Origin of the sequence: Longimicrobium sp. (assembly GCA_036389795.1) — a bacterium.
Classification (GTDB): Bacteria; Gemmatimonadota; Gemmatimonadetes; order Longimicrobiales; family Longimicrobiaceae; genus Longimicrobium.
Genome location: DASVWD010000222.1, coordinates 15,434 through 37,767 on the forward strand (window position 1 = coordinate 15,434; position 22,334 = coordinate 37,767).

The 22,334-nt window shown below is 71.2% G+C and carries 18 protein-coding genes; 5 read left to right on the forward strand and 13 right to left on the reverse strand.

The window, feature by feature from the left end; translation table 11 throughout:
* Positions 1 to 75 precede the first annotated feature (75 nt).
* From VF746_25880 to VF746_25910, 7 genes are all read right to left on the reverse strand, one after another.
* Positions 76 to 657, reverse strand: coding sequence for a phage tail protein (locus VF746_25880; GenBank protein ID HEX8695872.1), 582 nt, complete (start codon positions 655 to 657; stop codon positions 76 to 78).
* A 1-nt stretch (position 658) separates the two neighbouring features.
* Complete coding sequence (locus VF746_25885) at positions 659 to 2,713, reverse strand: phage tail sheath C-terminal domain-containing protein (protein HEX8695873.1); 2,055 nt, start codon at positions 2,711 to 2,713, stop codon at positions 659 to 661.
* A gap of 132 nt (positions 2,714 to 2,845) precedes the next feature.
* Positions 2,846 to 3,301 (reverse strand): phage tail protein, encoded by a 456-nt coding sequence (locus VF746_25890; protein ID HEX8695874.1) that lies wholly within the window; start codon positions 3,299 to 3,301, stop codon positions 2,846 to 2,848.
* Between the two features lie 14 nt (positions 3,302 to 3,315).
* Positions 3,316 to 5,157, reverse strand: a complete 1,842-nt coding sequence (locus VF746_25895) for a phage tail sheath subtilisin-like domain-containing protein (GenBank protein HEX8695875.1) — start codon at positions 5,155 to 5,157, stop codon at positions 3,316 to 3,318.
* Between the two features lie 28 nt (positions 5,158 to 5,185).
* Positions 5,186 to 6,031, reverse strand: coding sequence for a hypothetical protein (locus VF746_25900; GenBank protein HEX8695876.1), 846 nt, complete (start codon positions 6,029 to 6,031; stop codon positions 5,186 to 5,188).
* Entirely contained in the window at positions 6,028 to 6,633 is a 606-nt protein-coding gene (locus VF746_25905; protein HEX8695877.1) for a DUF4255 domain-containing protein, read from the reverse strand. The genes VF746_25900 and VF746_25905 overlap by 4 nt, the downstream gene beginning before the upstream one ends.
* Positions 6,634 to 6,637: 4 nt before the next feature.
* Complete coding sequence (locus VF746_25910) at positions 6,638 to 6,991, reverse strand: hypothetical protein (protein ID HEX8695878.1); 354 nt, start codon at positions 6,989 to 6,991, stop codon at positions 6,638 to 6,640.
* 377 nt (positions 6,992 to 7,368) lie between these two features.
* On the opposite strand from VF746_25910, the gene VF746_25915 reads away from it, so the two are divergent.
* Positions 7,369 to 7,857, forward strand: coding sequence for a hypothetical protein (locus tag VF746_25915; protein HEX8695879.1), 489 nt, complete (start codon positions 7,369 to 7,371; stop codon positions 7,855 to 7,857).
* A 28-nt stretch (positions 7,858 to 7,885) separates the two neighbouring features.
* On the opposite strand, the gene VF746_25920 is transcribed toward VF746_25915, so the two are convergent.
* The 5 genes from VF746_25920 to treZ form a co-directional block, all read right to left on the reverse strand.
* Positions 7,886 to 9,115: a hypothetical protein gene (locus tag VF746_25920; GenBank protein ID HEX8695880.1), complete on the reverse strand. Its 1,230-nt coding sequence runs from the start codon at positions 9,113 to 9,115 to the stop codon at positions 7,886 to 7,888.
* 59 nt (positions 9,116 to 9,174) lie between these two features.
* The gene (locus tag VF746_25925; GenBank protein ID HEX8695881.1) at positions 9,175 to 9,858 is read right to left on the reverse strand and encodes a response regulator transcription factor; all 684 of its coding nucleotides are present in this window, start codon (positions 9,856 to 9,858) and stop codon (positions 9,175 to 9,177) included.
* Between the two features lie 668 nt (positions 9,859 to 10,526).
* Positions 10,527 to 11,666: a pyridoxal phosphate-dependent aminotransferase gene (locus tag VF746_25930; GenBank protein HEX8695882.1), complete on the reverse strand. Its 1,140-nt coding sequence runs from the start codon at positions 11,664 to 11,666 to the stop codon at positions 10,527 to 10,529.
* A 638-nt stretch (positions 11,667 to 12,304) separates the two neighbouring features.
* Positions 12,305 to 14,359 (reverse strand): amylo-alpha-1,6-glucosidase, encoded by a 2,055-nt coding sequence (locus VF746_25935; protein ID HEX8695883.1) that lies wholly within the window; start codon positions 14,357 to 14,359, stop codon positions 12,305 to 12,307.
* Positions 14,352 to 16,310, reverse strand: coding sequence for a malto-oligosyltrehalose trehalohydrolase (gene treZ / locus VF746_25940; protein HEX8695884.1), 1,959 nt, complete (start codon positions 16,308 to 16,310; stop codon positions 14,352 to 14,354). The genes VF746_25935 and treZ overlap by 8 nt, the downstream gene beginning before the upstream one ends.
* 337 nt (positions 16,311 to 16,647) lie before the next feature.
* On the opposite strand from treZ, the gene VF746_25945 reads away from it, so the two are divergent.
* Positions 16,648 to 17,205 carry a hypothetical protein gene (locus VF746_25945; GenBank protein ID HEX8695885.1) on the forward strand — a complete coding sequence of 186 codons (558 nt, stop codon included), beginning with the start codon at positions 16,648 to 16,650 and terminating at the stop codon, positions 17,203 to 17,205.
* 1 nt (position 17,206) lies between these two features.
* On the opposite strand, the gene VF746_25950 is transcribed toward VF746_25945, so the two are convergent.
* Positions 17,207 to 19,687 carry a BTAD domain-containing putative transcriptional regulator gene (locus tag VF746_25950; protein ID HEX8695886.1) on the reverse strand — a complete coding sequence of 827 codons (2,481 nt, stop codon included), beginning with the start codon at positions 19,685 to 19,687 and terminating at the stop codon, positions 17,207 to 17,209.
* A 139-nt stretch (positions 19,688 to 19,826) separates the two neighbouring features.
* Here VF746_25950 and VF746_25955 point away from each other — a divergent pair, with 139 nt between their 5' ends.
* From VF746_25955 to VF746_25965, 3 genes are all read left to right on the forward strand, one after another.
* On the forward strand, positions 19,827 to 20,591 hold the full coding sequence (locus VF746_25955) for a DUF4257 domain-containing protein (GenBank protein ID HEX8695887.1): 765 nt from the start codon (positions 19,827 to 19,829) through the stop codon (positions 20,589 to 20,591).
* A 104-nt stretch (positions 20,592 to 20,695) separates the two neighbouring features.
* Positions 20,696 to 21,049, forward strand: coding sequence for a hypothetical protein (locus tag VF746_25960; GenBank protein ID HEX8695888.1), 354 nt, complete (start codon positions 20,696 to 20,698; stop codon positions 21,047 to 21,049).
* A 15-nt stretch (positions 21,050 to 21,064) separates the two neighbouring features.
* Positions 21,065 to 22,156, forward strand: coding sequence for a hypothetical protein (locus VF746_25965; GenBank protein HEX8695889.1), 1,092 nt, complete (start codon positions 21,065 to 21,067; stop codon positions 22,154 to 22,156).
* Positions 22,157 to 22,334 lie beyond the last annotated feature (178 nt).

A 22,334-nucleotide genomic window follows, 5' to 3' on the forward strand; every position in this document is an offset into this window, starting at 1 on the left:
ACTGCATCCGATGCGTCGCTCCGGTCTCGCTTTCCTCTGTGTTCTCTGTGTCCTCTGTGTGAGCTATGCCGTTCCTTACAGCGCCAGCTGCAGCCCCTCGTGCGCGATGTGGAGCTCCTCGATCGCCACGTCGCCGGTCTTGGCGTTCAGCTGCGGGCCGGAGACCTTCGCCGGGAGGCCGCGGGTGAAGGTCCAGGTGGCCAGCACGGTGGCGCCGTCGAACCCAAGCACCTGGATGGTGCCGTCGTAGCGGGCCACGGGGCGCACCCCGTTCAGCACCCCCTGCAGCCAGGCCCAGAGCGCGGTGTTCACCCGGTTGTCGCTGCCGTAGAACATCCCGCGCTTGAGCACCAGGTTGGTGTACTTCCCCCGCCCCACGCGGCGGATCACCCCGTTGTTGCGCCCGCCCTCCTGCAGCTCCTGCACGTCCATCTCGACCTCGAGCCCCGAGCACTCCTGGAAGCCGCCGTCGCCGAGCGACTCGCCCCCCGCGGAGCTCCCCAGGGAGATCTCCACGGAAATGCTGGCGGAGATCCCCGCGGTGGCCCCGGCGGCGCCCGTGGTCCCCGACTGCCCCGACTCGGCCGCGGCGCTCTTGCGGAGCGACACGCGGAAGTTGAAGGTGCCCGCCAGGCGGTGGGCGGCGTCGACGGCCATCTCACTCCTCCGTCACCAGGGTGCCGTCGCCCCCGCGCGAGAGCTTGAGGACGATGAACTCCAGCGGCTCGGCCGGGGCCACGCCCACGTGGCAGAAGAGCCGCCCCTGGTCCACCTCGTACGGCGGGTTCAGCTCCTCGTCGCACTTGACGAAGAAGGCCTCGGCCGGCGTCTGCCCGCGGAAGGCGTTGGCGGTGAAGAGCTGCCCCAGGTAGAGCTCCAGCAGCCGCCGGAGCTCGTCGCGGAGCGCCGCGCTGTTGGGCTCGAAGACGGTCCACTGCATCTGCTGCAGGAGGGTCCGGCCCAGCATGGTCATCAGCCGGCGCACCGAGAGCTGCCGCCAGAGCGGGTCGCGCGAGAGGGTGCGCCCGGCGGTGAGCACGATCCCGTCGCGCTCGGGGAGGAAGACGTTCACCGCCTGCTGGTGCAGCTCGTCGTGGCGCGCGGGGCTCACCCGGTCCAGCACCGACACCGCGCCCACCACCCGCGCGTTGGCCGGCCCGTGCGGCACCCCGAAGGCGATCTCCTGCTTCGCCACGATCCCCGCCGCGAAGGCCGAGGGCGGGACGGAGACCAGCGGGTCGCGCTCGTCGTCGGGGCGCGAGACGCGCAGCCACGGGTGGTAGCCCGCCGCCCACCAGCTCGAGAACCGCGCGCGCCACTCCAGCACCCTGCGGTGGGGGAGCCCCGGGGGGACGTCGAGCAGCACCACCCACGAGCGCAGCTCCTCCGCCAGGTCCACCACCTGCTGCTGCCGCGCGACGATCTCGTCGAAGTCGAGCTCCGGGTCGAGGTGCAGCGCGACCAGCTCCCCGGCCGACCCGTCGGGCTCCGCCGGCCCGTCCGGGCAGTCCACGCCGGAGGAGGGCGGCTCCGGCTCCACCGCCAGCTCCACGCAGGGCTCGAACGCGGGCCCGGCGAGGCTCACGTCGGCCGCGTCCTTGCGCCCGGCCAGCGGCTCCGGCGAGTACAGGTCGGGGACGCAGACGATGGAGAGGTCGTCCAGCTCCACCAGGGCGTGGATCCCGCTCCGCGGCTGCTCGTCGCCCGGCGTCCAGCGGCCGTCGAAGAAGTCGTCGTGGACGATGGCCTCGTAGCGGTCGCGCCCGCAGGTGAACTGGGGCGAGGGCGGCGCGGGCGGCGGGCGCAGCTTGGGGTCGTCCACCTCCAGGTCGTCCTCGATCCAGGCCGGGTCGGGGTAGACGAGCGACGAGTCGCGGTAGAGCACGGCCGCCATCCAGCGCGGGTGCAGCGCCGAGAGCCCCAGCCGCTCGTGCACCTCGGCGCGCTCGATCCCGTCGTCGGCCAGGTCGACCACCGCCAGGTCCGCCTCCACCACCTCCACCCGCTCGGGCTTGGAGGCGGCCGCCGACTCCAGTACGGAGACCCGCCGCCGCACCGGGTCCTCCGGGTCCCACTCGTCGCGCACGGTGCTCACGAAGCGCAGCTCGGCCACGCCGCCCGCCAGCCAGAGCCGCAGCAGCGTCCCCGCCGGCACGGGCGTCTGGGCGGTGGGGACGATCTCGGCCGCGGTGGTGGGGGCGTCCTCGAACGGGAGCGGCCGCACGCGGAAGGAGAGGGTGGCGCGCAGCCGGTTCCCCCAGCTCCCCTCGTCCCGGGCCCGGAGCCGGAGCGTCCCCCCCAGCCGCGGCGTGGCGCCCCTCACGTCGCCGAAGGCCGTCCCGTGCTCGTTGGAAGCGATCCCCTCGCCGTAGTCGTGGACCACGCGCACCACGTAGGCGCGCCGCCCGCCCTGCTCGAAGAAGGCGGCCACCGCGTAGGGGAGGAGCCCCGGCCCCTCGAAGCCGCCGTAGAGCCGGCGGTAGGCGCTCCAGCTCTCCACGGGGACGGCCACCGAGCGTAAGCCGAGCGTGGGCGCGGCGGGCCCGCGGGGCGGCTCGGCCCACGACGCCGTGAAGGCGGGCAGGCGCGCGGGCCCGCGCGGGGCCACGCCCACGAAGGCGGCCACGTCCATGCGCACGCCCGTGAGCGCGCGCACCGGCTCGTCCGGCAGGGGGTAGACCCCGGGGGCGCCGAGGAGCAGTCGTTCCCGCATGAACTCCAGTGCGAAGTGCGAGGTGCGAAGTGCGACGTCCTTTAGTGCTTAGTGTTTTAGTCCTTAGTGCTCAGTCCTCGGCGTCGTACCTGGCACTCAGCACCGAGGACTAAGCACTAAAGCACTAAGGACTCATTCGAACTCGATCCCCTCGTGCACCAGCGACAGCTCCTCCATCGCCACCTCGCCGCCGCCCTTGGCGGCCAGCGTGGGGCCGGTCCACTTCTTCGGCTGGGCGTTGCGCAGCCGCCAGGTTGCCACCGCGTTGCGCGCCTCGTCCATGAGCGTGATGCTCACCGCGCGCGGGGCGGCGGTGCCGTCGCGCACCCCCCGCAGCCACTCCCACAGGTTGGTGGACCCGATCACGCCCCGCTTCAGCGTCACGTCGTCGGGCTTGTGCGTGTTGGGGATCTTGCGCACGGTGTTGAACTTCTCGTTGCCGTTGCGATACTCGGAGTAGTTCACGTCCGTCCCCAGCCCGCTCACGTCGGAGAAGCCGCCCAGAATGCTCCCCTCCGAGCCGTCGATGCCGTCGATGGAGACGAGGAAGTTGAACGCCCCGTACGGGTTCTCGCGGAAAGTCGGCATGGCTCACTCCCTCCTCAGCTCGTCGGGTTGATGGCGTCGCCCGTCCACTGGCCGATGCGGAAGATCACGAACTCCGCCGGCTTCACCGGGGCCACGCCGATCAGCACGATCAGCCGCCCGTTGTCCAGGTCGTTCTGCGTCATGGTGGTGCGGTCGCAGCGGACGAAGTACGCCTGCTCGGGCTTCTCGCCCAGGAGCGCCCCGTTCCTCCACTGCACCAGCAGGAAGTCCTCGATCGTGCGCCGGATGTTGGCCCAGAGCCGCTCGTTGTTGGGCTCGAACACCGCCCACTGCGTGGCCTTGTCGATGGAGTGCTCTAGGAAGATGAAGAGCCGGCGCACGTTGACGTACTTCCACTCCGGGTCGGAGCTCATCGTCCGCGCGCCCCACACCCGGTTGCCGCGGCCCTCGAAGAAGCGCAGCGCGTTGATCCCCTCGGGGTTCAGCACGTCCTGGCGGGCCTTGTTGATGTTGGCCTCGAAGCGGGTGAGCCCCCGCACGATCTCGTTGGCCGGCGCCTTGTGCACCCCGCGCTCGATGTCGCTGCGGGCGTAGATCCCGGTCACGAAGCCCGAGGGCGGCAGGAGCAGCTTGCGCGGCGGGGCCCCCTGCGCGGCGCGCTCCAGCGGGTCCAGCACCTCGATCCAGGGGTGGTAGAGCGCGGCGTACTTGCTGTCGAAGCGCCCGCGGAAGTCGCGGATGTCGTTCATCGACGCCTCGCGCGGCCCGTCGACCACCGCGATCCGGTAGTGCTGCGGCACGTCGGCGTGCGACACCAGCGCCGACGCGGCCACGAAGGGGTCGGCCATGGTGGCGGCGTCGGGCGCGGCCACGATGGCGATGTCGTCGATCTCGGCCAGCGCCTCCAGCCCCGTGGCCTTCACCAGAGGGTTGTCCAGGTCGGCCGGCTCGCCCGCCAGCTCGACGTCGGTGATCAGGTCGCCGTCGTCGCCGTTCTCCAGCCGCCCGCCCACCAGCCCCCCGGCCAGCTCCAGCGCCGAGGCGGCCAGCGTGGTCTCGTCGGTGTCGTCGGGGGTCCAGTCCAGCCACACCACCGCGTTCTCGTCGGCCGGGTCGTCCTTCTGCAGGATGCGGCCGATGTAGCGCTTCTGGCGCGGGTCGAAGGCCAGCTCGGGGTAGAAGTCGACCCGCTCGGCGTCCACCACCACCGAGACGTTGACCTCCACCGGCACCAGGGTGTCGCCGGTGAGCGTGGTGGCGCCGCCCGAGTCGAAGTAGCTCTGGACCCCGTCGGCGTCGACGCTCACGTAGATGAGTCGGCCGCCGTCGATCGGCAGCGGCTGGCGGGTCACCGGGTCCAGGCCGCGCACGGTGTCGCCGCCGGCCACGTCGTACTGCTCCAGCACGGCCCCCGTGCGCACCCCGTTGGCCCGCATGGTGGCGCCGCTGCCGCTGGCCACGTTCCTGCCGCGCTTGACCGAGACCTGCACCAGCACGTTGCCGAAGGCGCCCGGCCAGCGCGCCCGCCAGGTGGCGGCGATGGCGCCCGAGGCCACCGACGCGGCGGCGCCGCCGTTCTCGGCGCGCGAGACGTACAGGCGCTTCCCGCCGTTCAGGAAGAAGGCGCGCGCCGCGTGCGCCAGGAACGGGATGCGCTCGCCCACGTCGCCCAGCTGCAGCGGCTCCAGCCCGCCGTAGACGCGCTCGAACTCGGTGAAGCTGGTGATGAGCCGCGGCTCGCTGGTGGTGGGGGCGGTGAGCACCGTCCCCCACTGCACGGGGCCGTAGCGCGTCATCCCACACATCCCGGTGGTGCTGGTGGGCACGCCCTCGATGCTCTTCGAGCGGAAGCTCACCTCTTCGACGTAGACCCCGGGGGCCAGGTATTCGGGCATCGTCTCGCTCCTTGGCTGGCTGCCGCCTTCAGTTGAACTCGAAATCCACACTCTCCAGCCCGTCCAGCTCCAGCTGCAGGGCCCGGCTGGCGCCGCTCACGTAGCCGGGGGGGTGCTCCTCGCCGTCGAGCACCGGGTCGGCCAGGAACTCCAGCGCCTGCCCCGCTGGCGCGGGGTCCACCACCTCCAGGGGGAGGTCCCAGAGCGGGTCCACGTCCGAGCCGGGCACCGTGGCGGGGTCCAGGGGCGTGGTGGGCCCGAACACGGTCACCGTCACCTCGACCGGGAGCGAGAGTTCCACCCCGCGCACCGCCGCCGCCCCCAGCAGCAGGAGGAACTCGCCGCGGTCGTCGCCGTGGGCGCGCCCCGCCAGCGCGCTGTCGGAGGTGCGCCGCGCCTCCACCCGGGCCCAGCGCAGCGGCGGGCCGGTGGGGCCGCCGCGCCGCACCGTGCCGCGCACCCCCACCGCCCCGGCCGGCACGTCGTACGCGGCGCCGGGGAAGAGCGCCGGCCGGCAGACGCGCCCGGGGCGCCCGGGCGGGGGCGGGTTGGGGAGGGGGATGCTCAGCCGCCGCGGCACGTAGCGGCGGGAGTCGTCCACGAGCCGCACGTCCACCGTGGGCTCCACGCCATCGCGGAAGAGGAGCACGTGGCGGCAGCTGCGGCGGCGCCCGATGCGGGTGAGCACGTCCTGCCCCTTCCACCACGGCACGGCGGGGTCGCGGCGCGTGCGCGCCAGGGGGAAGGGGATCCCGTCCACGGCCACGTCCAGCACGGTGCCCACGCGCGCGGCGCGCACGGGGTCGGTGGGCTCGAGCCCCAGGGCCAGCCGCACGACCCGCTCGCTGAAGGCGGAGCCCAGGAACTCGTTCACGGCGCGGGGGCGGGAGTGAGCCCCGCGATCACGGTGACGGTCTCGGTGGGCGGTGCGGCGTGCAGACTGTCGAGCCGGACCACGCGGGCCACGTAGGGGACGCTCAGCTTGTAGTCGTGGGGGAGCGAGTCGAAGGTGCGCATCACCGCCTCGGTGGGCACCTCCTCCATCACCACCTGCACCGAGTCGCCCGGGGCCCAGCCGCCGTCCTCGGAGAGCAGGGGGCCGGTGAGGCTGGGGTGCTCTTCCAGGCACTGCATGGCGCGCCCCAGGATCTGCAGCTCGTGCTCGGCGTTGGAGGCCCAGGGGGTGATCATGAAGTGCAGGTCGAGCGGGAGGTACGCCCGCCCGTTCAGGCTCCCCACGGCCGACCAGCCGGCGCGCATGGCCTTGTTGAAGTCCACGCGGTAGAGGAAGATGGAGAGCGCCGGCGGGGTGATGACGTTCCCCGAGCCGCCGATCTGCTCCAGGTCGTCGGTGCGGATCAGCACGGCGCGCACGGTGGCGTCGCCGTCGGGGATCGGGCTCTGCTCCGTGAAGCAGGCGTTGATGAGCCGCTCCAGGCTCTTCCCCGTGGCCGCGATGCACTGGAAGCCCGCCATGGCCCTAGCCCTCCTCGGCGGCCCGGCGCACGGCCTCGGCGAGCCCGCGCGGGGTGGGGTCGGAGAGCACGCGCCGCTCGGGGACCAGCCGCCAGAGGGCGACGCGGCGCCCGTCGGGGCTCACGGTGAGCAGCTTGAGGCGCGGGTAGCGGTACATCAGGCGCAGGTGGAGGTCGGAAAGGCCGCCGCCGCCGTTCTCGGCGAGCACCACGTGGGCGCCGCTCGCGGCCACGGCGTCGAAGAGGTCTCCCGCGGCGCTCCCCACCACTTCGACCCCGGGCTCCTCCGCCAGCGCGTCGCGCACGATGTCGGCGAGCAGGGGCGGGACGGCGGCGAGGAGCAGTCGGGTTCGCGGCACGGGCGGGGTCCGGGTGGAGGGCGCCGGCACGCCCGTACTCTGCGCGCGCCGCCGCGGCGGGCCAATGGGCCGGAAGGCCCGGGTGGGATCGGGGTCGAGGGCCCCGGATCTTTCGGGGACCGGGCGAGGGACGAGGGGATCCCCGGGCGGGGAGGACGGCGGGAAGCCGGGCGGGGAGGACGGCGGGAAGCCGGGCGGGGCGCGGGTCCGGCGGGAGGAAAGGGGGATCGGAGGATCTAGATCCAGGGGCCTCTCACGCAGAGGAAGCAGAGGGAGCAGAGGAAAACCCGCCGGGCGATGAGTTCTCCGCTTCTCTGCGTCTCTGCGTGGGAAATGCAGTTGTCTCGGGCGGTCCCGTCTCACCGGTCCATCACGACATGACGAAGCGCGGCGATCCCTTCCTGGAGCCCCTGCTGGTCGAGCTGGAGCGCGACGGCGTGGCCTACCGCCTCCTCCCGCCGGAGGACGCGGAGCACCGCGCGGCGCAGGAGCGGTGGGAGCGCGCCTTCCCCGTGGCCTCCTGGGGGCGCGTCGACTGGGAGAAGGTGCCGGGGAGCACCCGCCTGGCGGTGCACGACTACGACGCGGCCGGGGAGCGGGTGCGGGAGCTGCTGGCCGGCGCCGCCCGCCCCGGCGAGCCGGTGTGGGTGATGTGGAGCAACGCGCTCCGGCCGATGCTCCGCCTCCCGGCCGCCGCCGTGGCGAAGCACGCCGCGCTGGTGGTCGAGGTCGACTGGGACACCTGGATCTTCGACGGCGAGCCCGCCTGGTGCATCGAGCACTACCACGAAGACGAGCTGTGCTTCGGCCGCGCGCCCGCGCCCCCGCGCGGCACGCCGGGGGGAAGAGAGGAGGAGGGAGGGTAGCGGGGGAGGAGGTGCGCCCGCGGCCGGCTCAGTCCTGCGTCCCCAGCCGCGGCCGGCCCGTGAACCACAGGTAGACGCAGAGCACGGCCGCGAGCAGGGCGACGGCGGCCGCGGCCGATACCGTCCAGCCGGAAAGGGGGAAGAGAGCTCCTGTCTCCGGGGCACGGATCACGGTGTCGACCCGTGCCGCCGCGCCCGCGCCGTCCGTCGCCGGTGACGGCGTGCGCGCCACCACGACGGTCGCGGCGGCCAGCAGGAGCAGCCCCGCGCCCAGGGCCAGGGTGGCCGGAACGAACAGCCGGCTCCACGCGCGGATCATGTTGCGGTGCAGCACGCGGGCGGCGGAGCTCGGCGGCCGGCGTAGCGCCCAGCCGCCTCCCGGCTTGCGCCGCGCCGACTCGCCCCAGTACCGCTCCGGCATCTGCAGCTCGTCGTACGCGAAGACCGTCAGCACGTAGAGCACGAACGCCACCGCCAGCGCCCCCAGCGCCGCCCCGAACAGGGCCAGCAGCGCGCCGCTGGTCTGCAGGTAGGGCAGGAACTCGCGGTCGAAGGCCTTGCCGATGAACCAGCCCAGCAGGCCGACGATCACCACGCCCAGCAGCTCCGCCACCTTCATCTTCGACGCGATCTTCTCCTTCAGCTCCGGGAGCGCCTTCGTGTCGGCGGCCGACGGCGTGAGCGCCCACAGCAGGCGGCAGTCCCGGCGGCGCGGGAGCTCGCCTCCGCGCAGCCTGGAGATCTCGATGCAGAGGATCTCGCAGCCGGCGACCGCCTCGGGCGTCCCGGTCAGCGCCTCCGCGATCCACCCGAGCTGCGGCTGGTGGCCGACCGCGAGCACGGCGTTCTCCTCCCCCCGGCCGCGCAGCCGGCCGCACAGGTCGAGAACGACCGTCCGGCACCCGTCTTCCACGGCGCGCCGGAAGCTCTCCGGGTCCAGCGCGTCGAGAGCGGACAGCGGGACGGGAGACTCGAGCGCGCGGGCGACGATCTCGGCCGTCTCGACCGCCGCCCTGTAGTGCCCGTGGAGGACCTCGCCGATGGTGATCCGCTCCACGCCGCCCTCGCCCGCGCAGATCTCGCGCAGGGCCGCGGCGACTTCCCCCGCCTGCTCGCCGCCGACCGGCGCCAGCGTCTGATCGCGCTCGCTCCCCGCGGAGCTCCGATCGCGCCGTCCGTGCCGCATCAGCAGCAGGTAGCCGGAGGTGCGGGGACCGGCGGCCGGCCCGGCGGGGTGCTTCTCGGGAGGAGAAGGCATCGTGACGGGGTGAGGGGCGAGGAGGAGCGAACCCGGCGGAGTGGAGCGGCGGGAGACCGTCAGCGCGGCTCGGGCTCGCGCAGGCGGGCGGCGGCGGCGCCGCGGCGGGAGACCTGGAGCTTCTCGAGCAGGCTGTGGACGTGGTTCTTGACGGTGGAGAGCCCGATGCGCAGCCGCCGCGAGATCTCCTTGTTCGACATCCCCTGGTCGATGAGCGCCGCGATCTCGCGCTCGCGCGGGGTGAGCGCCGCGCGCGCCGCGCCGTTGCGGCCGACCGTGAGCGAGCCCACCCGGCGGAAGAGCATCCCGGCCACGTGCGGCGGGCACACCAGCTCGCCACGCGCCACCGCCTGCAGCGTGCGCACCAGGTCGTCCATCGAGGCGCCGCGGGCCACGTACCCCGCGAGCCCCGCCTCGGCGCACGCCAGCACCGCGTCGTCGCTCTCGGCGATGGCGAGCGCCACCACCCGCACGCCCTCCTCGCGCGCGGCGCGGGCGACGTCGGCGGCGCCGGGGGTGCCCAGGTCCAGCAGCAGCACGTCGGGGAGCAGGCTCTTCACCAGCTCCAGCGCCTCGGGCACGTCGCCGGCCGTTCCCAGCACCTGGGTCTCGGCGCGGCGCGACAGGCTGTGGGCCAGCCCCTCGCGGTAGAGGCACACCTCGGCGACGACGGCCACGCGCAGGGCGGGCGGGTCGGGCCGCTCGCCGGCCGGCAGGGATGGGTGGAGGTTCGGATCGGGCACGTAAGGGCGCTTGCGGCGTGGCTTGCGTGGCCTCGGGGGACGCGGGCGGCCAGTCCGGCCTCCCCGCTCGCGGGGGGGCCGGATCGCTCTCGTTACACGAGCCGGGGGCCTGGCTCCTCGTGCTCCACCGGGCGGCATCTTCCATGCCCGGCGCCCGTTTTTCGCCAGCGCGGGCACAAGACCCGGCAAAGCAACGGCTTTGGGCAAACCCTCGAAATCATCTGTTCTGCCCCCGTCGGCGCGACTGAGGCGCGCGCGGGACGGCAAGGTGGGACGCGTGCGGGCCATGCGCTCCCAATGCGCTATTCATTAGTCGCACGCAAACTGCTACATGAATGAGGATCACACGGAACCGATCCCGCAAAGGCGACCGCTTTTCTCACGCAGAGGAAGCAGAGGCAGCAGAGAACACACCGTTCGGCCACTTTTTTTCTCTGCTTCATCCGCGAACGGCGAAAAGCCTCACACGGAGTCAACGGAGTCAACAGAGAAACCCGCAGTTCTCCGTTAACTCCGATTCCTCCGAGTGAGACATTCAGTTATGGATCTCGATCCGCGAACGATCCTCTGCAAGATGGTAGAACACAAACGGAGCCGGGGAGGAACGACGGTCCTCCCTGGCTCCGTTTGAAGCCGTGTGAGGCGGTCCGGATCCCGCCGACCCGGCGTCACCCCGCCAGCAGCTCGCAGGCGCGGTCCAGGTCCTCGTCGGAGAGCGCGAAGCAGAAGCGCAGCATCCCCGTGTCGCCGCCGCGCGTGAAGAACTCGCTGGCGGGGATGGCGCCGATCTTCTTCGTGCGGATCAGCTCCTCCATGGCCTCCACGTCGCCGCGCCACCCCAGGCCGCGGTAGTCGGCCAGCACGTAGTAAGCGCCGTCGGGAATGCGCGCCTGGAGCCCGGCCGCGTTGAGCGCGGGGACCAGCCGCGCGGCCTTCGCCTGGAACTGCGCCGAGATCCCGGCGAAGAAGTCGTCTCCCTTCCGGTAGGCGTGGGCCACCGCGTGCTGGAAGGGCGCCGGCGCGCAGACGTAGGTCTCGTCGCTCTTCACCCCCAGCGCGGGCATCACCTCGGCGGGGCCCACCGCCCACCCCACCCGCCACCCGGTGACGAAGAGCGTCTTGCTGGCGGCCGAGAGCGTCAGCGTGTGGTCGAACATCCCCGGCAGCGAGGCGAGCGACACGTGCCGCGCGCCGCCGGAGAGGATGTACTCGTAGACCTCGTCCACCACCACGATGACCCCGCGCCGCCGGCACGCCTCGCCCACGGCCTCCAGCTCGTCGCGCCGGAAGACCTTCCCGGTGGGGTTGTGCGGGTTCGAGAACACCAGGAGCTTGGTGCGCTCCGAGAAGGCGGCCTCCAGCTGGTCAACGTCCAGCGACCACTCCGGCGGCGCCAGCGGCACGAACCTGGGCACCGCGCCGCGCTCCTCCACCTGCCGCAGGTGGTAGTTGTAGACGGGCTCCAGCAGCACCACCTCGTCGCCCGGCTGCAGGAACGCCTTGCAGACCGACTCGAACGCGCCCGTGGCCCCCGCGCTCACCAGCACGTTCTCGGGCTCGATCCGCATCCCGTTGTACGCCGCGTAGCGCTGGACCAGCGCCTCCTTGAGCGGCCGCACGCCGTCGAACGGGGTGTAGTGGTTGTGCCCCGCCTCCATCGCCGCGGTGGCGGCGGCGATCACGTCGGGGTGCGGCATCAGCGGGCAGACGCCCTGCCCCAGGTTCACCCCGCCGATCTCGCCGATCCAGCGGGTGACGGCGCGGATGTACGACTGCCGCAGGTTGTGCGCGACGAGCTGCTCTTTCATCTCTGCGATCCTGGTGCGCGCGCCGGCCCCACGGCGGCCGCGGGGAAAAGACGGTCGGGAAGAGGAGCGTCCCGGGAACATGCGCCCGCGCCCCGTCCCGGTCAACCGCGGCCAGCGGAGCCGCCATCGGGCAACGGGCCCCGGTGGCCGGGGGACAGGCAGGTGGCGCCGCTCGCCGCGTGAGCACGAAGCGGCGCCCCGGAAGGGCGCCGCTCCTCATTTACGCACTTCGCGCGGCGCGCGCCGGGTCCCCGTCCGGGGCCGCGCGCAACCGCCGAGCCCCGGAGGCCTAGTCGGCACTCTCGTCCGAAGAATCGGACTCTTCGGCGTCTCCTCCGCACGAGACGGACACGGACGTCCCGCAGGCGCAGGTGGTGGAATACCTGAACGTCGCGCTGTGCTTGTCGCCGCTGTAGCCGCAGTCTGCCACCCATCGGCCGCAGTTGCTGCAATAGAACGTGTGGGACATGATGCCTCCATTCAATCGGGGGGAACGAGGAATCGCCGGCGAGTGAGCCGACCGGCCCAATGTAAGCACGCTCCTCTTCCTCCTCCAAGCTATTCGTCGCTCGTGCAGCGACGCCTTTCAGAATGAGCCGTAAGCAATTTCGCACTCACGCACTCACGCACTCACGCACTCACGCACTCACACACTCACGCACTTCCCCCTCCGCCGTCCGCACCCAGCACCGCAGCACCTCCGCCACGCTCCACGCCTGGCTGATGCAGCCGCGGGCGGTGAACGGCGGCTCGGCGTCGAACACCTCGGCGATGGTGCCGATGCCGAACTCGCCCAGGTGCGCCTCGAAGCCCTCCAGGAACGCCCTCGCCTCCCGCTCGCACCCCGGGTGGAGCTTGAGCCAGGCGTCGACGAACGGGCCGATCAGCCACGCCCACACCGTGCCCTGGTGGTACGCCGCGTCGCGCGCCCGCAGGTCGCCGAAGTACTTCTCCTTGTAGTCGGGGTGCCCCGGGGCGAGGGAGCGCAGACCGACGGGCGTCAGCAGCCGCTCCTCGACCACGCGCAGCACCGGCTCCCAGCGCTCGCGGTCCAGCACGGGATGCTTCAGCGAGATCGAAAAGACCTGGTTCGGCCGGCACGCCGGGTCGTCGCCGTCCTCGCCGTCGACCACGTCGTAGAGGTAGCCGCCCTCCGCGTACCAGAAGCGGCGGTTGAACGACTCGCGCGCCCGCTCCGCGGCCTCCGCCAGCTCGGCGGCGCCCTCCATCCCCTCCTCGCGCAGCCACCCCTCCAGCAGCCGCAGCGCGTTGTGCCAGAGCGCGTTGATCTCCACCGCCTTCCCGCGCCTGGGCGTCACCACCCACCCGTCGACCTTGGCGTCCATCCAGGTGAGCTGGTACCCCTCCTCGCCCTGGCGCAGCAGCCCGTCGGCCGGGTCCACCCCGATCCCGAAGCGCGTCCCCCCCAGGTGCCGGCGGACGATGTCGGCCAGGGTCGGCAGGATCACCCGCAGCGTCCCCCGGTCGCCCGTCACGGCCAGGTAGCGGTCCACGGCGTGGAAGAACCAGAGCGAGGCGTCGGCGGTGTGGTAGAGCCCCTCGCTGGCGCCGTCGGGGAACAGGTTGGGGATCAGCCCGTCGCGCGCGTAGTGCGCGAAGGTGCGCAGGATGTACCCCGCCTCGTGCCAGCGCCCGGTGGCGAGCGTCAGCCCCTCCAGCGAGATCATGGTGTCGCGCCCCCAGTCGGTGAACCAGTGGTAGCCGGCGACCACCGTGCGCACGTCGTCGCCGGCGGCGCGGGCGCGGGCCACGTCGCTGGCGCGGTAGCCGGGGGTGACGATGAACTGGTCCGCCGCCAGCACCAGTTCGGCCGCCAGCCCTTCCCGGGCCGGAGGGGGCGCGGCGGCCAGCAGGCGGCGGCGGCGCTCGGCCTCGGCGAGGGGCGCGTCGGCGGGGCGCAGCGCCAGCGCCGCCTCCCAGGCGTCGGTGGAGGCCACCAGCGTGGCCGCCTCCCCCGCCGCCAGCTCGGCGCCGAAGTAGCCGGGGCTCCACAGCTCGCCCGTGTCCTCGTAGCCGCGGTCGCGCTCCACGCGGTAGAGCAGCTCGCGCTCGCGCCGCCCGTCGACCACGAAGACGGTGTGGCCGCCGTGCAGGTACAGCTTGAGCGCGGGGAACTCGGGGCCCACGGAGAGCTCGATGCGGCCCTCCACCGCCTGCAGCACGTACGGCCCGCCGAGCGGGTCCGACACGGGCCGCTCCATGGGGCGGAAGTGCACCGAGGGGCGCAGGTGCAGCGTCACCCGCCCGCTCCCCTCCAGCAGGCGGTAGGCGACATGCACGGTGTTCTGCTCGTGCACCATCAGCACGCGCCGCTCCAGCACGGCGCCGTCCACCGCGAAGGTCCACACCGGCAGCCCCGCCTCCAGCCGGAACTCGCGGAGGTGCGTCCCGCACGGCGGCGGCGAGCCGCCCAGGCGCTCGTCGCACGTGAGGCGCACGGCGCGCCCGCCGGCGAAGCGCAGCGTCTCGTCCAGGTGGCCGAGCATCACCACCCGCCCGAGCGGCGCGGGGAGCGCGGCCACCAGCAGCCCGTGGTAGCGCCGGGTGGCCACCCCGGCCACGGTGCCCGAGGCGAACCCTCCCAGCCCGTTGGTCACCAGCCACTCGCTCTCGACCAGCACCCGCGGGCCGTCGTCCCGCCGCCACCGCAGCCGCCGCACCGGCTCAGCCATCCTCCCCGCCCCCCTCTCCCCCGGTCTCGTCTTCCCCCGTGTCGTCTTCCCGGCCTTCGTCCCGCTCCCGGCGCCCCGGCCCGGGGGCAAGGACCACCGCCGCCTCGCCGGGGAGGCACCAGGCGCCCGCCGCCTCCTCCACGGTGGGGATCCCCGTCCCCCCGTAGCGCGGCTCCTCGCTGTGCCAGAGCACCGTCCAGCGCGAGCCCGCGGGCGGCGCCAGCAGCGGCTCGGGCGCGGGCGTGAGGTCGGTCTCCACCCCCAGGTTCACGATCAGCAGCCGGTCCCCCGCCCCGCCGTCCACCCGCCAGCGCAGGCAGAACGCCTCGTCCGCCAGCACCGCGCCGTGCAGGCGCGCGGCGTCCTGCGCGCGGAAGGCGGCGTCCTCGCGCCGGAGCCGCAGCAGGTCGCGGTGCAGCGCGTACCACTCGCCGTGCGTCTCCCGCTCCCCGAGGTCCAGCCTGCAGCGGCGGAAGGTCTCCGGGTCGGCGGGGTCGGGGATGCGCGCCTGCAGCTCGGGCGCGGAGAGGCCGGGGAACTGGGCCAGGAACTCGCGGCGCCCGGCGTGCACCCTGGCCGCCAGCTCCGGCTCGTGGTCGGCGAAGTAGAGGAAGGGCGCGCTCGCGGCGAACTCCTGCCCCATGAACAGCATCGGCGTCTGCGGCGAGAGCAGGGTGAGCGCCGTCAGCGCCCTGAGCCGCCCGGGCGAGGTGAGCCGGTGCAGGCGCTCGCCCGCGAGCGAGTTGGCCACCTGGTCGTGGTTCTGGAGGTAGTGGACGAAGGCCGGCGCGGCCAGGTCGTACGCCGGCTCGCCGCGGCGCTGCCCCTGCCAGGCGTAGCGCTGCCCCTGGTAGAGGAAGCCCCACCGGGCGGCCGAGACCAGCTCCTGCGGCGTCCCCCGGTAGTCCTTGTAGTAGGCGTCGCGCCGGCCGGTCAGCGCGACGATGGCCGCGTGGTGGAAGTCGTCGTTCCAGAGCGCGTCCATCCCGAAGCCGCCGCGCCCGGGCGCGCGCACCAGTGCGGCCTCCTGCGGCTCGTTCTCGGCGACGACGACGATCGATCGCTCCCCGGCGGCCTCGCGCGCCGCGCGGGCGAGCTCGGCCAGGACGTGCGGCTCGCTGGTGTCGTAGACGTTCTGCGTGGCATCCAGCCGCAGCCCGTCCAGGTGGAACTCGCGGATCCAGTACGCCGCGTTGGCCAGGTAGAACTCGCGCACGCCCGCGGACCCGGGGCCGTAGAAGCGCAGCGGCTCCCCCCACTCGGTCCGGTGCCGGTCGGTGAACCAGGTGTCGGAGAACTGGGAGAGGTAGTTCCCGTCGGGCCCCAGGTGGTTGTAGACCACGTCCAGGAGCACGCCCAGGCCGGCCGCGTGCGCGCGGTCCACGAAGCGGCGGAAGTCGTCGGGCCGTCCGTACAGCCGCGTGGGAGCGAAGAGGTCCACCCCGTCGTACCCCCAGCCGAACCGGCCGGGGAACTCGGCCACCGGCATCACCTCCAGCAGGGTGACGCCGGCCCGGGCCAGCTCGGGGAGCTCGCGCGCGGCCGCCTCCCACGTCCCCTCGGGGGTGAAGCACCCCACGTGCAGCTCGTAGAGCACCTGCCCCGCCAGGCGCGCGCCGGGCCAGCCGCCGTCCGTCCACCGGAACGTCGTCGGATCGATCACCTCCGACGGCCCGTGCGGCCCCCGCGGCTGGAAGCGCGAGGCGGGGTCGGGGAAGGCGTCCCCGCCGTCCAGCCGGTAGCGGTAGAGCGTCCCCGCCGCGGCCGCCGCCACGGTGCCGGCGAACCAGCCGCCCTCCCCGGGGCGCAGCTCGACCGGGCCGCTCCCCTCGCCCGGGCCGCCCTCGACCACCACCTCCACGCGCCGGCGCCTGGGCGCCCAGACGCGGAAGTGCACACCGCCCCCCGGGAGCACCTCCGCCCCCACGGGCATCCGACGCGCCTCCGTCATCCCCCTCCCGTGCCGCTGCCGCGGTCGTCGAAGCAAGCCGCCCGGGCGACGCAGGTTCGATACCGGCGGGGACGAGAACTCTAGAGTGAGCCATCGAGAAATGAGAAGAGCGATCCGAAGTCGCCCGCCGCGTACATGGAGGGGAACGCCTGACCGGGAGCATCGGGGGTTGTAGCGAGCAGCGCCTGATTAGTCTCAGATGACCGGAAGTAAAAGCGGTTTCTGGAGTTGAGATCAACCCGGAAAAGCGATTGATCTCCGCGGTTTAGCATTGTATACGCGGACCAGCGCCGGGTAGGCTGCGGTTCCGCGGTACTCGCAACCAGCGGAGGAAACAATGAGCAAATGTGCCGACATCGTGCTCCCCGGCGACGTATTGCGACGTGTCGCCCACGCGGCGGATGGGATGCGCGGGAAGAGATGGTATTTCATCATCCGGAGCAAAGGTTTCGAGTTCTACGACAAGGAGCCCGACGACCCGAAGGACGCTATCGTCATCTCCTGCTATACGGAGGACAAGGTGAAGTACCGCCCCGACCCGCAGATCGAAGTCTGTGTGCCGAAGATTGGACTTACCAAATGCAGCGACATCTCAGATACCTGCGACGCGCTGTTCTGGAGCGAATCGGCAGTCGAGAAGTTCGCAGTCCCGTACTATGCGAGCTTGGCGGGCTCTGAGGCGGCCGGGGAGGTGACTGACCTCATACTCGCCTACCGGGATTCGGACGTGTACGGCTTGGTTCACCTGCCGAAGTCGGATTACGTCCCTGAGCTTCGGGCGGGGCGGGTGGAAAAGACGAAGGCGGAAGATTTCTTCGGCGTGCTGCTCGCCAAGACAGGCCCACAGGGGCCCGAGCTCGAGGTCATGAGCCTGCGGGAGTATAAGCGGCGGTAGGCTAAAAGGACGCGATCTCGTCGTGCAGTTCCCGGAAGAGCGGGTCGCGCTCTAGGTATGACTTGAGACTACGACGGGCCTCGATGTACAGGCGCAATAGCCGCAAGGCCTGCTCTCGTTCACCCAGAACCAAGCGAAGATAGGCTTCGTCGTAGGCGAGGGAAGTCTGAAGCTGCTGGTCTTTGGCAACCTCGCGACGCGCCCTCGCGATCACCGCGCGCGCTGTGTCTACATCTCCGGCGCGCGCGGAGATCGCGGCGGCAACCATCCGCCGGTAGATCGGGCTGTAAGCGCGCCCCGCGGCTTGGGCGCGCGGCGCAGGATCGAGCCGATCAAGCTCCGCTACCAGCCGCCAAGCGAAGTCAGGATCAGGCGTAGCTGCCTGATCCTCACGAAGCAACGTGAGCTTGCATTCGAGAAAACGCCGGTCGCTCGGAAACTCGCGGCGGCCCCGCTCGCACCAGCCCATCGCTTCCCGATAGTCGCCAAGCTCCAGGGCACTCGAATAAAGGCGGTAGATCACGCCGTCCGTCGTACTCAGGAAAGCATCCTCTTCCAGAGCGCGGCGCGCGACCTGTTCCGCCTCCGCAAACGCACCCCGGTAGCGAAGGAGCTGGCTCAACGTGCTCAACGCAGTTGCGCGAGAGGGCTGCAGCGCCACCGCGGACCGCAGGTCCTGCTCAGCCGCCCGCATGATTTGGGGAGTTCCCGGCGAGCCGAGCGTCGCCACTGATTGGCGCCAGCGAAGGGTTCCGCGTAGCTCCAGCGCACCGGCATTGTCGGGATCTCGCCTGAGAGCCTGCTCCGCGAACGCAAGGGCTCGGCTGATTTCGGGATCATCCTCCGCCAGATTCGAGAGATCCAGCGCCACCCAGCCGCGCAGGATGATGGGTTCCGTCCACTGAGGATCGGCAGCTTCCGCCTGGGACAGCAGCGAGTCCGCGCGCCTCAACAGAGCGACGGCGGATTCGGCATCCAGCCGGTGTTCGTTCTCGCCGATCTCTGTTGCGTTCTCCCTGGCCTCTACCGCCTTCAAAAACAGCTCGCGGGCCCGAACGCTCCGAGTGCCTGTTCGAATCTCCCGGAGGCGAATCTCCTCACCCAACAATTTCCGGAGAAAAATGGCGACTTGATCACCGACCGCGTCCTCCAGCGCGAATAGTTCATCCATCGAGCGCTCTAACGTCCGACTCTGAACCTCCTCGCCGGTATTGGCATTAATCAATCGTACCGTAACCCGCAGGCGTTGCCCGGAACGCTGCAGGCTTCCCTCGACGACGCTTCCAACCTTCAGATCGGACACGATGCTGTCGAGGGGAACCCTCCCTTCGCGGTATGGCTTCACCCCGTTTCGCGAGATGACGTCAAGTGCCTCGACTTGGCTGAGCACGTGGATCAACGTCTCGGTCAGCCCGTTGGCCAGGTATTGGGACTCGCCACCCGGGCTATGGTCGTCGAAGTACAAGACAGCAATACGTCGGGGGTCGTGCTGCGGGTCCGGTGGCTGATTGAGAATTACCGAAAGCGCAAACCCCGTGATGAGCCCGGCCAAGCCACCATAATATGCCATCCTGTTCGGTTTCCATCTATCAGATCTGCCATGCCACAGCAAAACCGCATCCGAAGCGCGCGCCCCGGAGGCCAGCGGTCCCGCGCCGACGAGAGGCCACGCGGGCGCGAGTTGTGTCGGAGGATTCCCGATCGAATCGGCTACAATCTGCGCAGCGTCCGGCCGGGGCGCAGGCAACTCCATAGCGGGCGTGCCGTTACTCGCCCCATCGGACCGCAGGCGTTGTATGAACTCCAGAAAGTCCTCGTCAGGCTCGACCTCGAGTTCGTCGCGCAGCAGCGCCGCGTGCGCCGCGGCGAAGCGGAGCGCGGCGGCCCGCTCCCCCGCCGCATCCAGCGCCATCACCAGCCGCAGCGCGATCCTCGAGCTGTACGGGTCGTGGCTGGCCAGCTTCCGCCACCACTCCACCGCGTCCACCAGTCGCCCGGCCCCCTCCTCCCGCTCCGCCAGGGTCTCAAGCGCCTTGGCATACGCACGCGCCAACCGGTCCCGCTCCCCTTCCGCCCACCGTTCGAACTCGGCCGCGTCGGCCACATAGAAGCCGTCTAGGAACGCTCCCCGGTAAAGCTTCGCCGCGCACTCCAACTCGCCCGATTCCACCGCCGCCTCGAACGCCCCCACGTCGCTCCTGATCACCTCCTCGTTCAGCCCCACCTCGTCGCCGGCTGTAACGAACACGTTCTCCCCCAGTTCTTTCCGCAGCACGTAGAGCGATTCGCTCAGCACGTGGCGGGCGGAGTCGGTGGGGCTCTCCGGCCAGAGTAGCCCGATCAGCCGCTCTCGGCTTACCGGGCGGCGCGCAACGGCGAGGATCGAGAGCAGCGCTAGGCGGCGCTTGTGGGCGGCGCGTCCAGCCACCGGGCCGCCGCGCCCCTCCAGCACCGCCCCACCGAAGAGCTTGAGCGAGAACACGTTGAGAGGAAGAGAAGGAGAATTGATGAATCCGGGGAAAGCGCCTTGAGGCGCAGGGGGCATAGTGGAGCGCGCGTGCGGCGGACGCAAGACGTCATTCGCAGCACGCCTGATCATCCACCACCCCCAGGAGGACATTATGAGACCCCCCCCTGCTCCCCGAACGTTAGTCCGAAGGTGCATCCTTCCCCTGCTGGCAGCCGCTCTCGCGTTTGCGCCGCTGGCGGCCCAGTCCACCTCACCCTCGCGGCAGGAGGCCCCTACCGCCCCGTCGGCGACTGCCACCCGCGCCGATTCCCCTACGAAGGCTGGAGCCCGGAGCACCGCTGCGCCAGGCAACCGGCCGCCGCCGGACCCCGCCTTCCCCGAGCCGTTCGCGCTAGCGCTCCTGGCCATCGTCCTCTGTGGAGCCGTGGGCGCCTTCGCGGCCGACCTGGTCACCGACGGGGGGCGGCTGGACCGCTGGAAGAACGACAACGACGGCTGGACGCTCGGCGCGCTCGGCAAGCTGATCGTGGGCTCGGTGGCGGCCGTGGTGCTGCTCACCCTCAACCCCTCCGGCGATGCGTGGCCGCCCCTGATCGGAACCGCGCTGATGGCGGGGCTCGGAGCGGAAGGGATCCTCCTCTCCGTGGTCAGCTCGCGGAAAGCGCAGGACGCCGAGAACGCGCGGGCGGCCGCGGAAGAGGAGGCCCGGCGCACCGAGGCCATGGGCCGGGTGCAGATCGACGCGGTCGCCGACTTCAGCATCCAGGAGAGCCGCCGGCGCCTGGAGTTGAATGGGCTGATTATCTCCCGCGGCGCCGGAGTCGGCGAAGCTGCGGAAGCAGGAGCGGACGCCGCCTTCGAAGAGGCGGTGAAGGAGGCGGCCGAGCGCGCGAAGGCCGCATTGGCGGTCCGGTGACCCGCACCGCTCGAGCGGGCTCTGCGGCGCCAGTCCCGATGGAAAGCGCACCCTCGTTTCGTGCGGCGAGCACGTACACACAACAAACCTACTGGGAGGCAACGATGAGGAAGATGGACGAGATCATGGACGCGCTCCGGGCCGGTTTCGAAGAGATGGTCGAGGAACTGAAGGAGAGCGCCCGGGAAGACAGCGTGGAAGTGGTGGTGAAGCTGGAGGTCCCGGGCTCGGATCGGAGACGCGCCTTCGTCGGCGGGCGGAGGGTGCGTTTCGACAACGGGACGGGCCGCATCAGCGTGGCCCCGGGAACGTACCGCCTGATCTGGGACGTGCAAGGCATGCCCGGCACGGAGTACAAGGTCGGGATCACGGCCCCACCGCCGGCGGCCTTCGAGCGCACGCTCACCATAGGCGATGGCGGGGACGACGGCGGTACTCACAAGTTCCAGGCCAGCTAACCCGAGGAGACTACGATGAGCCTCTCATCCCGATACTCACGCCGGCTTCTCGTGCTCCTGTCGAGCCTCTGCACGGCGGCAGCACCCGGTGTGTCGCTCGCCCAAGCCTCGGACGATGCGGCCAGGGAAGCTCTCACTCAGCGACGACTCTTCGATCCCACGCTCGACTCGCCGACGCGGAGCATCAACCCCGCGGTGGTGCTCTCGGCGGTGCGTGGCGAGGGCGTCGCCGAAGCACAGGTGGGCTTCAAGACCACATCTCTCGCCTTCATCGTGAAGGCGTCTGCGCCGTTCAGCGAAAGTCAACGCAATCGCGATTCGGAACTGGCGGACCTGGAGGGTCTCCGCGCCGGCACGACGCTCTCGCTGACCGTCTCCGGCCTGCAGTGGGGGCCCGAACGGATTACGGAGGAACAGGAACTCGCGCGGGAGAACTGGTGCAAGGCGCAGGTCGAGAGGGGCCGTCTCGCCCAGGGAGCGATCAACTGCGAGAGCTTTGCGCAGTCCGACCTGGAGAAACTCGGCGACGAGACGCTGGTCGAGGAGTTCCGCCGCGTCAGGCGGCTTGGCTGGGACATCCCCGTCCAGTACGGGTTCCAGGTGAAGGTGTCCCCGCAGACGTTCGATTATCTGGACCCGGCAACGCTGGAGCATGCCTCATCCGACCGGGTCGGCTTCTGGGCCGGAGGCGGAGTCGGGGTGTTCCTCACGCCGCTCACCCGGGTCGATCTCGAAGCGAACTACGAGCGCGCATACTCCCCGGGACTCAGCGGCGAGGTGTGCCTGCCGCTCTCTGTACCCGGGGCTGCAAGATGCGGAGAAGAGGTGCTTGGCGGCCCTTCCGAAACGTCGGGAGCGGTCCTGCGGGCGGGCATTCGCCGCTTCTTCAACTTCGACCGGTTCGACATCGGCGTCAGCCCGCGCCTCACATACCGCAGCAGCGAGGAATCCCTGGTACTTCGCGCTCCGATCTACTTCATCCCGGACACGAAAGGCAGCACGCTCATCGGGGGCGTGGCACCAGTCTGGGATTTCGACCGCAGCCGGGTCGGACTCGTTCTGTTCGTGGGGCCGGCATTCGGTCTTGACGGCTCGCCGGTCCGGTAGCTTGCCGGCCGTATACCTAATTAGAGCGGGACCGGCCACGCCCGGTCCCGCCCGCGCTCCCGAATCCTGGTCCAAACTTTTGAACCTCTCCAACACCCCCCACTTGGCAGATTATGCGACGGATCATCTGGATCGGCGGAGGAGAAGGTGCACATGAGTTTTCCTTACGCCCCGGGAA